Source organism: Micromonospora sp. CNZ309, assembly GCF_002846525.1.
On the sequence record NZ_PJNG01000001.1, the window covers coordinates 3,777,607 to 3,790,172 of the forward strand.

Sequence of the window (12,566 nt, forward strand, 5' to 3'; positions counted from 1 at the left end):
CGCGCGCCCGTAGCTCAGCGGATAGAGCAGGGGACTTCTAATCCCAAGGCCGCAGGTTCGAATCCTGCCGGGCGCACAGGACTTTCTCTCGGCCGATCATGCCGCGTGGTGCGGCGCGTGGTGCGAACGAGCTAGCTTTGCCGCGTGGCAACCTCGAACGGACGTCGGAAGCGGCAACGCGGCGAGATCGCAACCCTGCCCAGCGGCTCACTGAGAGTGAAGGTGTATGCGGGCGAGGATCCGATCAGCGGCAAGCGGCACTACCTGACCGAAGTCATCCCCGCCGGCCGCACCGCTGCCAAGGAAGCGGAGAAGGCGCGCACCCGGTTGCTGGCCCAGGTGGACGAGCGACGCAACCCGCGCACCCGCGCCACACTCGACCAACTCCTAGACCGGTGGCTTGAAGTGGCCGACATCGAGGCCACCACCCGCATGGGCTACGTGAACAAGCTCAACAAGCACGTACGGCCGGTGCTAGGCAAACTACCGGTCGGCCGGCTCGAACCCGAGACGCTGGAGTCGTTCTACGCGAGCCTGCGCCGCTGCCGCGACTGGTGCGGCGGCAAGGCGTACGTGAAGCACCGCCTAGAGGGCGAGCACACCTGCACAGCGAAGTGCCGGCCGCACGTCTGCAAGCCGCTCAGCGCCTCGTCAGTGCGGCAAATCCACTGGATCCTCAGTGGCGCCCTCAGCCGCGCTGTCCGGTGGCGCTGGATCGCTGTCAACCCCGCCAGCCAGGCCGAGCCTCCCGCACCGCCGCATCCCGACCCACAGCCGCCGAACCCGGCCGACGCCGCGCGCATCGTCAACGAAGCGTGGCGCGACCCGGACTGGGGTGCGCTGGTCTGGCTCGCGATGACCACCGGCGCCCGGCGCGGCGAGCTGTGCGCGCTGCGCTGGCACCATCTCGACCTGGCCGCCGGTGTGCTGACCTTGCGGCGTAGCTCCTACCTGGACGCAGACGGCGAGCTGCGCGAGAAGGACACCAAGACGCACCAGCAACGGCGGGTAGCGCTCGACGCCGAGACGATCGAAGTGCTGCGCGAGCTGCACGGCCGGTACCTCGACCGCCTGGCGCAGCTCGACGCCGAGCCCGAGGCCACTGATTACGTCTTCTCCCCCGAACCGGACAACAGCCGCGGCTACCGGCCCGACACCATCACCCAGCGGTACGGCCGGCTCGCCACCCGGCTCGGCATCAGCAGCCACATCCACGCTCTGCGCCACTACTCGGCGACTGAGCTAATCAACGCGGGCGTCGACGTACGGACGGTCGCCGGCCGGCTTGGTCATGGCGGCGGCGGAACAACCACGCTCAGGGTCTACGCAGCCTGGCTGTCGGAGTCAGACCAGCGCGCGGCAGGGACGCTGGCCGCACGGATGCCGCCGCGCCCCGCCGCGCCGACGCAACGCCGTGTGGCACGCAGCCCCTATCAGACGATCGCCGCCGACCTGCGCAAGCAGATCACGGCCGGTCGGCTACGGCCCGGCGACCAGCTCCCAGCGGTTGCCGAGCTGGCTTCGGCGCATGGCGTGTCGGTCGGAACCGCTCACCGCGCCGTGGCGCTGCTGACGGCGGAGGGCTTGGTAAGCGTCATCCGAGGTCGCCGAGCGACCGTCGCAGACCCTCATCTATGACGGCGACTCCCGCATTACCAGATCAAACTGCCCGTCCCGTACACCTGGACACATGGCGGCCCAGCAGCGGAAACACCTCTCGACATCTCGCACCACTCCCCCGTCGTCGGTCGACCTCTTGCGGACTGGATGCGGACCAGGACGGGGGCAGGCTTACGACCTTCCGATGCCCGGCCGAGACTCCTGCCATGCGGTCAGGCCGGCGGGCAGCGTGGCGGATAGGCGAATATAGTTGATCGATGCATGAGCGCCTAGTTCAGGAGTGCATAGCCCTCCTCAACAGCATCACGGAAGCGACGATCAACGCGGTGCAGACACCACACAGCGACGGATCGGTGAAGGCGTTGGAGGTGGCGCGGGACGAACAGTTGGGCGATGGCATATTTCCCATCCCGTTCGCCTTTGCCCACGAGATGCACGAGACCTTGGTCTACGGGGCGGGAGAGCGCCTAATCACCCTCACCTGGTGCCTGAACACACGCCCACCTCACATGCTGAGCGCGAACGAGTTGGCCCGCGCGACCGCCGAGGCGGCTGCCGCAGCAGCTTGGCTTGGCGATGCCGCCGCAGACGGCGAGGAACGGATCCAGCGCCTTCTCGGCCTACTAAAGATCTCGGACGAGGAGGAGGCGAAGTTAGGAAAGGCAATCAAGCGGGACCTCACGTCTGGCGGAACTCAACTTATTCTCGACTGGGCAGAGAACAGAGGAACTCGCGCTAAGGGTCCTGGCTCCAAAACTGACCTCTTGGAGCGGGTTAGCGCCGATACAGGACGGGCAGATTACAGCCGCCTTAGCGCATTCGCTCACGGCACCCTGTGGTCCGTAATCGCCGGATACCTTGAAGTCACCATGGCGCGACAGGGAAACCTCGGGCCTATTCAGGTTCATTCGGTACAAATCGCGACGGTAGCCGCTCACTACATGTTGGCCGGACTACATAGCCTGCTCAGAGTGAAGGGCCACTCGATGGATCAGCTCGCAGGACTGGGTTCCCGGCTGGAGTTGCTCGATGCCCGGACGACACAGGCGTTCCAACACACTGACTGGCACTAAGCGCGTAGCAGGGGCGGCCCTGAATCCGCGAGGAGAAGCCGGCGGCCTTGGGGTTAGAAGAAGATCGCGGATGGCTGGTCAGGTGATGGCGCTCCTGGTCAGCCCGTCCGTCGTTGTCGGGAGACGTCGGCGTCAGTGGGCGGGCTTGGCTGTACGGCCTCGGTCTGCCTCAGACCAGTCAGGTAGACGGGCTTGGCTGTACAGCCACCAGTGGTAGCTCTATCGCCCGTCCGCGAGATCACCCCTCGTTGGTGCCGACCTTGACATTCACGGGCCTGCAGGATGCACGGACATTCCCTAGGATGGTCACCTCAACGCCGCGTTCAAGTGGGGAGAAGGCTCTTGCTGCGGGAGTTCCTATACGTCGACACGCAAAAGGTCAGGTCGCTGCTCGCCCAACTGGATGAGGGAGGAGTCAGCGAGGAAGTCAAAATCACAGAGAAGACTCAAAAAAAGCTCAGTGTAGGGTCCCGCAACATCGCGACCCGCGACTGGGACTCAGGTGCAGAATCCAGCACTACTCGATCCCTGGCGGACGCCGTCTTTCCCGCATTGGAAGATGCAATGCAGACAGCTGGCTACCTCGTCGACATCTCCGACGAGCTTCAGGAAGCGGACTTCTGGAGGGGGGCGCTGCAAGAGACATACCCGGAAGGATCTTTCGTTCGAATCACTGCACCGGCCCGCCTCTTCGACTCACGCTACGTCAATCGCATCTTTGCGGGCTTGTCGTATGCCGCCAACGGTTTCACCGCCCTTAACCCTACGCCGGATAGTGAGCGGCCTAAGGGTAACAAGGGCCGCCCGACGCCGCCGAAGGTCAAAGCAGCCCCACAGCGGGAGTCTCCTGAAGACGAGATCGAAGACTTCCCGGCTGCCCTGTTCGGCGATTCCTTGACCGCCGAACAGCTGCGCGGCTTCGCAAGAATGACTCGCGGCCTATTTCACACCGGCCTGCACCTCATCATGAACCCCGCCGACCAAGAAGGGCTTTCCGTCTCAGTTCGCCTCGAAGAGGGCCGTTCATTCCTTGAAAGTGAAGCGGACGTCCTGTTTGCACGCTATGGCGTACAGGAGCAGGAGTGGACGGTAGTAGGTACGATTGGAAGTCATTCAGATGCCGAAGTCGGAGAGGATTCCAGCAACCCTTTCGACGTACGCTCGGGCGGCATTGACCGTGCTGCGCTTACCGGCATGATCAATGCTCTCGTCAGCGGCGTAGCAAGCTTTGGATTCGCGGACCTTCCTCAGTACCCCGGTTTTTCGATTGTTCCTTTCGCTGTCTATAGGACGATCGTTAGATCGGTAGAGGAACCGCCAGCAGACGGGGCTGTGGTGTAAGGCAACATCGGCGGACCTAAAGGATCTCCTCGTCGGGCAGTCGCCAGACCGTCCGGGGAAGGCTGGTAGCCCTTGTCGTGCCCCATGAGGTGATCCGCCCCCGGCTGATCTCTGAGGAGGGCCGGGGTTCGGGGCGGAGCCCCGAGGTCTTCCGCTCTTGCAGCTCGTAAGCATGGCCGGCCGGCCCGGCCGATGCCGGCCGGAGGTCGCCAGCAGGCCGGGGCCGGGCCGGCGCGGCCCGCTTGCGGGCCGCCTTGCTCGATCTCGTGGCCAATTCGGCAACTGGCTGCCGGCGTCCTCCGCCGATCAGGCGATCGCCCCTGCTCGGCATGATGGGCCTATGCGTTTGCTAGTGCTCGGCGGAACCTGGTTCGTAGGCCACGCGATCGTCACGGCAGCCCTCGACGCCGGATGGGAGGTCACAACGTTCAACCGCGGCACCTCCGACCCCTTCCTAGATGCCGTACGACCGATCCGGGGCAATCGAACCCGCCCGGAGGATGTCGCTGCCCTCGCCGCTGCCGGCCCCTGGGATGCCGTGGTCGACACCTCGGGATACGTGCCGAGGAATACCCTCGACGTGGCCCGTGCGCTCGCTCCCGTCGCCGGTCGCTACGTCTTCATGTCGACGGTCAGCGTCTATCGCGACTGGCCGCTGAAGCCGCTTAGCGAACGGTCCGAGGTGCTCTACTGCCCGCCGGACGCCGGCCCGGACTACGGCACCGACACCGAGGACGGACCGACGCAGTACGGCTACCAGAAGTCCGGCTGCGAGGCAGCAGCCGCCGCCGCGTTCGGAGCTGACCGGACGACGATCCTGCGCCCCGGTGTCGTGCTCGGCCCGCGTGAGTACGTCGGCCGCCTGCCGTGGTGGCTGCGCCGTGTGGCTGCCGGCGGGCAAGTCCTAGCCCCCGGCTCCCCCGACCGCACGATTCAGCCGGTCGACGTGCGCGACCTGGCCGCGTTCGCACTTCACACCATCACCGAAGATTCCTCCGGCGCGTTCAACGTCTGCGCCCCGGTGGGCGGCGCCACCTTCGGCGGGCTACTGGCCGACTGCGCCCACGCCACCCAGGCGGACGCTTCCTTCGAGTGGGTGCCCGATGAGGTGTTGCTCCGCCAAGGCGTCCGGCAGTGGTCCGAGCTGCCCCTCTGGCGCACCTTCGACGGCGTGTGGCGCGTCGACACCGCCAAGGCTCAGGCTGCCGGCCTGCGCTGTCGGCCGATCTCCCTGACCGTCCGCGATACCTGGCGGTGGATGGTGGAGAGCGGCGAAGTCAGCAACCACGACCGCGCCGCCGAGATCGGCATCAGCCCAGAGAGGGAGGCGCAGGTGTTGACCGCCTGGCGGCAGTCAGGCGAGCGGGCGCGCTGAGGTTTCCGACAGCCAGACCGAGATGCGCTCGGCGAGCTGGCGCGCGTCGGCGTCGCGGTCCCACGGCGACTGGCTCAGCAGGCGCTCGATCCGCGACAGCCGGCCAGTCAGCGAGACGTTGCGCTTCTGCGGTGGCAGGTCCAAGACGGTACGCAGCGCTTCGGCCGCGCCGTCCTTGTCTCGCATGTGGAGGTGGGCAGCGGCTACGTCGATCTGCGTCCCATTGATCTGCGAGTACGGCCGCCTGGGCGACGGCAACGCCTCGTACACCTGCAACGCCTCTCGGGCGTACCTCGCGGCCTGCTCGCCGTTGCGGAGGTCAAGCCATGCCGCCGCCGCACATGCCGCCGCCCGCGCGTCGCCGAATGCGAACTCCCCGCCGGTAACGGTGGCAAGTTCGTCGGGTCGATCCGCCGCCGTTTCCCTGTCTCGCTGAGCCGCATGCAAGACGGCCGCGACTGAATCGGAGTCGGCGAGCAGGGCGTGAGAGCGGGCAGCGACATAGCGGAGCCTCAGTCTCGGCTCGCCCTCCGGTGCCGTTCGCATAGCGCGAGCGAAGTAGCTCAGCGCGGAATCAGGCTCGTTACGCCAGTTTGCGAGAGTCATTTGCAGGCCATAGGTCCACGCCTTCAATGACGCATGTCTGGCCAAGTCGGCGTACTGCGTCGATGCCCTGGCCAGCGCCGCCGATTCGTTCCAGTGCCCGAGATCGAATGCGGTGGAGGCCATCAGGGAAGCACTCTGGCCGATAACCACGTAGAGGTCGGCTAACTCGACCGGCCGACGCGTGCGCTCCACCAATGCCCTTGCCTCGTCTCGCAACCGGCGGGCACTGCTGAAGACATCGAAGGCTGGCATGCCCCCCGACCGGGCGAGCAACGTCACGTCTTCCTGCAAAGACTCGATAGAGTCGTGTGGCAGGGCCAGGCTCAACAGCAGAGAATCATTGGCGACCGAGTCGGCAGCAGCGCTCACAGCATCGACAACACTGCCGCCGCTGCCAGCATTTCCCTCCAGGCGCCCCGCGCTGAGCATTTCGAAGAACCGGGAACGAGCCGAATCCGCGACACGGTCCAAGGCGGCATTCAGCAAGTCTTGATTGGCATTCCCAGGAACAGTATCGGGTCGACTATGCCAGTACGCGACCGTCCTTGTCGCGATTCCCAGCCACCCCGCGAATCCCTCGTTCGTCATACCGGCGGCAGCTTGAAGCGAACAGGCGAGGCTCCCTGTCCACCGCCCTACCGTCGCCACCGTGGTCTCCCGAGCTTGCAAGTTGCATCGGATTGCCGAGCGTTGCACTGGTTTTGCATGGGCGCTCCGCTTCTTTCCGACTTCACTGGGTCTCAGCAAGCCGAACGTAACGCCAAGCACAGACTACTGAGGAGACTCCCGTGGCTGAACCCCTCGCCGCCAAGAACGACCGCCCTCGGTTCCGGTCGGTCGCGGACACCGCAACGATTCTCGGCATGTCGGAGGTGACCCTCTACCGCGCGATCCACGCCGGCCAGTTCCCCGCCATCAAGGTCCGTGGCCGCTTCGTGATCCCGGCACGCGCCATCGACGAAATGGAAACATCCGCGCTGGCGTACGGCCTGGTGGACGCCAGCAACTACGCGTTGCGGCCCGCCGGTTGACCGCTACCGGGTGGCCCGCTTCGGCCCCGGCGGCGCAGGCGGGACACTGTGCTCCCGAGCGAGCTTCCGGACGTAGGCACCGCTGAACGGCGACAGCCGCTCGACCTCAGCCGGACCGACACCATCGCGGAGCGCCGCAACCACCGCCGCAACCACCGCCGCACGTGCCGCTTCGTGAGCAGCTTCGGTACGCCGGTACCGCTTCGTAGCTGCTGACAGCTCATCTCGCGCATCACTCATCGGACCAACATACCGCCACCCCCTTGCGCAACAGGCTCGCGTATCGCTACCTTGTTGCGCAACCAGGGCGCGCATCTAGAGCGCCGGATCAGTCAGAAGGGACATGCAAGTGACTGAGTCGAACCACTCCCCCGAGGTCGAGCCGAACGCCGCTGAACTCTCCGAGATCGAGCAGGAGTTGCCGCTGATCGAGGCCGAGGTTCTGTTGCTCGACGCGCAGATCGTCGTGCTGACCAGCGACGCCGGCCCGACCGAGTTGGACTGGCAGCGGCTTCGGCGGGCGCAGCGCCGGGTGCTGCGTGAGGCGCGTGCCCTGCTCGCCGTTCGCTCGGCCGACGGCCGGGCCGCGTAGGCGGATAGCGCCATGAGCCGTCGCTACCCGATCCACCGCCCCGCTGACGACCCCCGCTTCACGTTCGGTCTGGCGCTGGACGTGGCCCAGGTGCTCGCCGCGCACGGCTACCCGTCGATGGCCGAGCCGTACGACGGGTGCGGAGCGGACCTGGTGGACCTGCAACAAGCCCTGTTCTCGCTCATCTACGGCACCGACGTATCGGAGGGACACCTGTCATGACCGCCCCCACGCTGTCGGCCTTCCCCCGGCCGGTCGAAGACCTGATCCCCGCCGCCCGCGACCTGGCCGACCAGCTCGGCGAGATCCCGTCGCGCAACCGCATCAAGAAGGAGCTGCGGGTGGGTGGTCCGAAGGCTGACGCGATCCTCGCCGCGCTGACCCGCACCGACACCCCACCGGCCACCACCGAGCCCACCACCGACCCGGCCGACACCACCCCGGACCCGATCGTTGACCCGGTCCCGGCACCGGACCTGCCGCCGGCCAGCGACGGCACCTCGCCGGTCCTGTCGGAGCAGGCAGCACCCGTCGCAGACCTGGGCACCAACATCACGACCGAGGTTCTCCCGGCCGACTCGACGGACAACCGGCGGGCGGTGGTGTGGCCGGTGGTGCTGCTGGCCCTGCCCGCGTTCGTGGCGATCTGGTCCGGGTGGGTCGGACTCGGCGGACTCACCGGGTTCGGGGTGGTGCACCCGCTGCCGGGCATCTGGGACAGCTTCTCCATCAACTCGGCAATCACCCTGCCGATCGGCGTGGAGACGTACGGCGCTTACGCCCTCTACGTGTGGCTGTCCGGTCGGGTGCCGGACCTGGCCCGCCGGTTCGCCAAGTGGTCGGCCATCGCATCGCTGCTCGTCGGCGCGCTCGGCCAGGTCGCGTACCACCTCTTGGTTGCGGCCGGAGTCACGTCGGCCCCGTGGTGGATCACCACCGCCGTGGCCTGTCTGCCGGTCGGGGTGCTCGGCATGGGCGCCGCCCTGGCACACCTCGTCCGCACGCACGACTAGTTCCGCCCGGCGGCGCGGCCACCTGGCTACCAACCTGCGCCGCGCCGCCGGCCCTCCACCCCTCAGCCAACGACCTCGGGAGAGACCACCCATGTTCGCAGATCCCACCGGCCGCCACGCCGCCGCGTTCGCTGCCGTCTTCGTCGCCCTCTACGTCGCCCACCAGGTCGCCGACCACTGGGTGCAGACGCAGCACCAGGCCGACTGCAAGGGCCAACCCGGCTGGCCCGGCCGCGTCGCCTGCGCCGCCCACGTCGCCACCTACACCCTCACCGCCCTGTTCGCCCTGGTGCTTCTGATCGCCGGCACCGGCCTGCGGCTCGACCCGTGGGGCGTGACGGTCGGGCTGACCATCTCGGCCGTCTCCCACTACATCGCCGACCGACGCACCCCTCTCAAGCGCATCGCCGCCGCGCTCGGCTCGGCCCGCTTCTACGCCCTCGGCGCACCCCGACCCGGCCACGACGACAACCCGTCGCTTGGCACCGGCGCCTACGCCCTCGACCAGTCATGGCACATCGGCTGGCTGTTCATCGCCGCCCTGTTGGCCTCGGCCTGACCACCCCCGTGGGGCACCCGCTCATCACCGGGTGCCCGCGCGGAGGTGGCCCGACCGGACCACCCCGACCCGCAAGGAGACAGCGTGACGAGCTGCGCGCACCCCGCCTTCCACTACACCTACGCCAACGGAAAGAAGTACATGGTCTGCACCCAGTGCGGAGCCGTGTGGGAGATCTGACCCAGCCGACACGACGAGAGGAACACCACTGATGGCAAGCATCTCGATCGGCTCTACCGGCGGACGCATCACCACCGGCAACTCCCAGTTGTGGTGCCCTGCCTGCGGCAACGAGACCAACTGGCGCGACATCACCGCCAACAACCAGCGCACCTACGCGACCTGCGCCGACTGCGGCAACCGCATCTCCGTCAAGAGCTGACCCTGCCCGGCGGCGCGGCCACCTGGCTACCAACCTGCGCCGCGCCGCCGGCCCTCACCCACCGCCACGAACCCTGATGGAGGAACACCCCATGACGTCCCCCCGAGACGAAGACAACTTTGACTGGCGGGCCGCCGAGCGCGACCTGACCGGAGATGCCCCCGACACCAACGTTGTCGACCTCGACGCCGCCCGCGCCGCCCGCACCACCGACCCCGATGACGGGCCGGTGCTGGTCGACTCGCCCGCCGCGCAGCGCACGCCGCGGTTCACCCTCGACGGCGTACGCGCCGGTCAGCGCCGACCGATCCTGCCAGCCTGGCTGCGCTCGTGCGCCGAGCTGCGCGACGCGATGCGCTGGGCTGTCGGGCACCTGCTGCACACCACCGCCTACCACGCAACCCGCCTCCCCAAGTACGCCGGCAAGCTCGCGTTGCGCTCTCCGGCGGGGGCGTGGCGGCTGCTGTCCGGGGCTACCCGGTGGGTGTTCGACTGGGAGGGTGAGCGGCTGCGACAGGCCACCTCCGAGACCCGCGACGGGGACCTGTACCTGAAGCTGTCGCGGCAGCGTGACCGGCGGGTGCGGTGGCGCGGCATCGTCGCCACCTTCACCGTCGCAATCACCCTCGCCGGTGGCGTGACGGTCGCTCTCGCGCCGGAGTGGGCACGGTGGGCAGTGCTCGCACTGCTCGTCACCCTGTGCGGAATGCTCGGTCAGCCGGCCGACAAGCCGCTGCTCGACACCGCCGTGGTCGTCCCGCGTGTGGCGCGGCTGACCTCGGATGTGGTGGTGCGCGCCCTGGCCGTGCTCGGCATCTCCGGCATCACCCAGGCCATCGCCAAGCAGGGACAGCGGGCGATCGCGTTCACCGCCCCCATCGTGCGCGACGGCCCCGGCTGGCGAGCCGACATCGACCTACCGCCCGGCGTCACCGCCGGAGACGTCATCGAGCGGCGCGACCGGCTCGCCGCCGGCCTCACCCGGCCGCTGGGCTGTGTTTGGCCGGAGGGGCAGCCGGAGGTGCACCCGGGGCGGCTGCTGCTGTGGGTGGGCGATCAGGACATGGCCGCGACCCCGCCGAAGCCGTGGCCGCTGCTCAAGGCGTCCGGTGGGTTCGATCTGGGGCGTCCGGTGCCGTTCGGCACCGACCCGCGCGGCCGGGTCATCTCGATCGAGATGCCGTACACGAACGTGCTGATCGGGTCGATCCCGGGCTACGGCAAGACGGCCGCCACGCAGGTGCCGATGCTGGCCGCAGCCCTGGACCCGTACGCGGAACTGTGGTGCTTCGACTTCAAGGGCACCGGCGGCCTCGACCCCCTGGAGAAGGTGTCCGCCCGCTACGCCTCGGGGCAGGACGACGACACCGCCGAAGAGGGCCTGTTGGCGTTGCGGGAGCTGCGCAAGGAGTGCCAGCGCCGCGCCGCCGTCATCAAGGGACTCCCCAAGGCGGTGTGCCCGGACAACAAGGTCACCCCCGAACTGGCCCGCCGTAAGAAGTTGGGCCTTCACTGGCTCGTCGTCGCCCTCGATGAGGTGCAGGAACTGTTCTCGCACCCGGAGTTCGGCAAGGAAGCCGGCGAGCTGGCCGAGAAGGTCATCAAGCTGGGTCGCGCCCTGGGCGTCATCCTCGTCGTGGCCACCCAGCGGCCCGACGCCAAGAGCCTGCCGACCGGTGTGAGCGCGAACGCGGGTACGCGGTTCTGCCTGCGGGTCATGGGTCAGATCGAGAACGACATGATCCTTGGCACCTCGGCCTACAAGAACGGCATCCGGGCGACCATGTTCGCCAAGAAAGACAAGGGCGTCGGCTACCTGGTCGGCGCGGCTGACGACGCGCAGATCGTCCGGACCTTCTACGTGGACGGCCCCACCGCCGAGAAGATCACCGACCGGGCGCGCGCCCTGCGGGAAGCGGCCGGCACCCTGACCGGCCACGCCATCGGGCAGGCCACGCCGACCCCGGCGGCACGCCGGGACACCCTGTTGGACGACATCCTCACCGTCGTTCCCGCGACGGAGCCGAAGGTGTGGGCCGAGACGCTGACCGAACGGCTCGCCGACCTCAACCCCGAGGCGTACGGGGACCTGACCCGGGACCAGTTGACGGCCGCGCTCAAGCCCTACGGGATCACGACCGGGCAGGTGTGGGGCGCCGACCCGGCCACCGGCAAGGGCGCCAACCGGCGCGGCATCGAACGCGCACACATCACCGATGCGGTTGCGGAGCGTAACAAGCGGCGAGGTGACAAAGCCGCCTAAGCCGGACAGCGATCGGGTGCTAGGTCTAGCGGCATCCCCCGCTAGACCTAGCACCCCCGCTAGCACCACACCCCAGCCCTGGCCAGCGCCCTAGCCACTAGCGGCGTCGCCCCTTCGCACCCTGAAACCGGCTCGTGGAGGCATTCCGTGACCACCCTCGCCCTACTCGCTAGCCTGACCGCTCTCGGTTACGCAACGTGGTACCTCATCCTCTGCGCGGTATCCCCGTGGGGACGCTGCCGCCGCTGCCACGGCGCCCGCTCCCACCGCACCGCCATCGGCACCCGCCGCGACTGCCACCACTGCGATGCCACCGGCATCCGCGTCCGCACCGGCCGCCGCATCATCGACCACATCCGCACCGAGTACCGGTCAGGCAACCAGTGAACCGCCGCACCGGCCCTGACCGGCACACCGGATGGTGCGCCAGGGACCACCGCTGCAACCTCGCCGAACACCGCTCCGCAGAGATCCTGGTCGACCTGCCCGGCCACGCACGGGCCGTCCTCGTCCGCGTACGGGCCAGTGACGGCCGCGAACACGCCGAGATCCGCGTACGAGTTGCCCTAGCCGACGTCGACCCGGCCGCCCGCCGCCAGCTCGGCACCCTGCTCGCCGGCCTGCGCGACCTGGTGACCCACGCCGCCGCAATCCGTCAGCCACGTCCCGGCCGCACCGCCGCCTGACTTTCCTCTCCGACTCACGACAGGA

At 68.1% G+C, this 12,566-nt stretch carries 14 protein-coding genes and 1 tRNA gene; 14 read left to right on the forward strand and 1 reads right to left on the reverse strand.

The window, feature by feature from the left end; translation table 11 throughout:
- Positions 1-3: 3 nt before the first annotated feature.
- The 5 genes from CLT72_RS15490 to CLT72_RS15505 all read left to right on the forward strand — a co-directional run bounded on the left by CLT72_RS15490 (position 4) and on the right by CLT72_RS15505 (position 5,409).
- Positions 4-76: transfer RNA gene (locus CLT72_RS15490), tRNA-Arg, on the forward strand.
- A gap of 68 nt (positions 77-144) precedes the next feature.
- A complete protein-coding gene (locus CLT72_RS15495) occupies positions 145-1,638 on the forward strand; it encodes a tyrosine-type recombinase/integrase (RefSeq protein WP_101412459.1) in 1,494 nt (497 codons plus the stop codon).
- Between the two features lie 239 nt (positions 1,639-1,877).
- On the forward strand, positions 1,878-2,693 hold the full coding sequence (locus CLT72_RS15500; protein ID WP_101412460.1) for a hypothetical protein: 816 nt from the start codon (positions 1,878-1,880) through the stop codon (positions 2,691-2,693).
- A 342-nt stretch (positions 2,694-3,035) separates the two neighbouring features.
- Positions 3,036-4,034, forward strand: a complete 999-nt coding sequence (locus CLT72_RS31565; RefSeq protein WP_144082259.1) for a DUF6414 family protein — start codon at positions 3,036-3,038, stop codon at positions 4,032-4,034.
- Between the two features lie 340 nt (positions 4,035-4,374).
- Positions 4,375-5,409: an NAD-dependent epimerase/dehydratase family protein gene (locus CLT72_RS15505; RefSeq protein WP_101412461.1), complete on the forward strand. Its 1,035-nt coding sequence runs from the start codon at positions 4,375-4,377 to the stop codon at positions 5,407-5,409.
- On the opposite strand, the gene CLT72_RS15510 is transcribed toward CLT72_RS15505, so the two are convergent.
- The gene (locus CLT72_RS15510; protein WP_486484266.1) at positions 5,389-6,603 is read right to left on the reverse strand and encodes a hypothetical protein; all 1,215 of its coding nucleotides are present in this window, start codon (positions 6,601-6,603) and stop codon (positions 5,389-5,391) included. The genes CLT72_RS15505 and CLT72_RS15510 overlap by 21 nt on opposite strands.
- A gap of 200 nt (positions 6,604-6,803) precedes the next feature.
- On the opposite strand from CLT72_RS15510, the gene CLT72_RS15515 reads away from it, so the two are divergent.
- From CLT72_RS15515 to CLT72_RS15550, 9 genes are all read left to right on the forward strand, one after another.
- Entirely contained in the window at positions 6,804-7,046 is a 243-nt protein-coding gene (locus tag CLT72_RS15515; protein WP_101412462.1) for a helix-turn-helix domain-containing protein, read from the forward strand.
- A gap of 343 nt (positions 7,047-7,389) precedes the next feature.
- Positions 7,390-7,638: a DUF6284 family protein gene (locus tag CLT72_RS15520; protein WP_170839531.1), complete on the forward strand. Its 249-nt coding sequence runs from the start codon at positions 7,390-7,392 to the stop codon at positions 7,636-7,638.
- 12 nt (positions 7,639-7,650) lie between these two features.
- On the forward strand, positions 7,651-7,860 hold the full coding sequence (locus tag CLT72_RS15525) for a hypothetical protein (RefSeq protein WP_101412463.1): 210 nt from the start codon (positions 7,651-7,653) through the stop codon (positions 7,858-7,860).
- Positions 7,857-8,651, forward strand: a complete 795-nt coding sequence (locus CLT72_RS15530; protein ID WP_101412464.1) for an ABC transporter permease — start codon at positions 7,857-7,859, stop codon at positions 8,649-8,651. The genes CLT72_RS15525 and CLT72_RS15530 overlap by 4 nt, the downstream gene beginning before the upstream one ends.
- A 91-nt stretch (positions 8,652-8,742) precedes the next feature.
- Positions 8,743-9,210, forward strand: a complete 468-nt coding sequence (locus tag CLT72_RS15535) for a DUF3307 domain-containing protein (protein ID WP_101412465.1) — start codon at positions 8,743-8,745, stop codon at positions 9,208-9,210.
- A 211-nt stretch (positions 9,211-9,421) separates the two neighbouring features.
- A complete protein-coding gene (locus CLT72_RS32310) occupies positions 9,422-9,592 on the forward strand; it encodes a hypothetical protein (RefSeq protein ID WP_199184575.1) in 171 nt (56 codons plus the stop codon).
- A gap of 91 nt (positions 9,593-9,683) precedes the next feature.
- Positions 9,684-11,855, forward strand: coding sequence for an FtsK/SpoIIIE domain-containing protein (locus CLT72_RS15540; RefSeq protein WP_101412466.1), 2,172 nt, complete (start codon positions 9,684-9,686; stop codon positions 11,853-11,855).
- A 147-nt stretch (positions 11,856-12,002) separates the two neighbouring features.
- Complete coding sequence (locus CLT72_RS15545) at positions 12,003-12,242, forward strand: hypothetical protein (RefSeq protein WP_101412467.1); 240 nt, start codon at positions 12,003-12,005, stop codon at positions 12,240-12,242.
- Positions 12,239-12,541, forward strand: coding sequence for a hypothetical protein (locus CLT72_RS15550; protein ID WP_101412468.1), 303 nt, complete (start codon positions 12,239-12,241; stop codon positions 12,539-12,541). Before CLT72_RS15545 ends, CLT72_RS15550 begins: the two co-directional genes overlap by 4 nt.
- Positions 12,542-12,566 lie beyond the last annotated feature (25 nt).

Coding starts and splice junctions, on each gene's coding strand:
- CLT72_RS15500 (WP_101412460.1), top strand. CDS start 1,878: ATGCATGAGCGCCTAGTTCAGGAGTGCATAGCCCTCCTCAACAGCATC.
- CLT72_RS15505 (WP_101412461.1), top strand. CDS start 4,375: ATGCGTTTGCTAGTGCTCGGCGGAACCTGGTTCGTAGGCCACGCGATC.
- CLT72_RS15510 (WP_486484266.1), bottom strand. CDS start 6,603: ATGACGAACGAGGGATTCGCGGGGTGGCTGGGAATCGCGACAAGGACG.
- CLT72_RS15520 (WP_170839531.1), top strand. CDS start 7,390: ATGCAAGTGACTGAGTCGAACCACTCCCCCGAGGTCGAGCCGAACGCC.
- CLT72_RS15525 (WP_101412463.1), top strand. CDS start 7,651: ATGAGCCGTCGCTACCCGATCCACCGCCCCGCTGACGACCCCCGCTTC.
- CLT72_RS15530 (WP_101412464.1), top strand. CDS start 7,857: ATGACCGCCCCCACGCTGTCGGCCTTCCCCCGGCCGGTCGAAGACCTG.
- CLT72_RS15535 (WP_101412465.1), top strand. CDS start 8,743: ATGTTCGCAGATCCCACCGGCCGCCACGCCGCCGCGTTCGCTGCCGTC.
- CLT72_RS32310 (WP_199184575.1), top strand. CDS start 9,422: ATGGCAAGCATCTCGATCGGCTCTACCGGCGGACGCATCACCACCGGC.
- CLT72_RS15540 (WP_101412466.1), top strand. CDS start 9,684: ATGACGTCCCCCCGAGACGAAGACAACTTTGACTGGCGGGCCGCCGAG.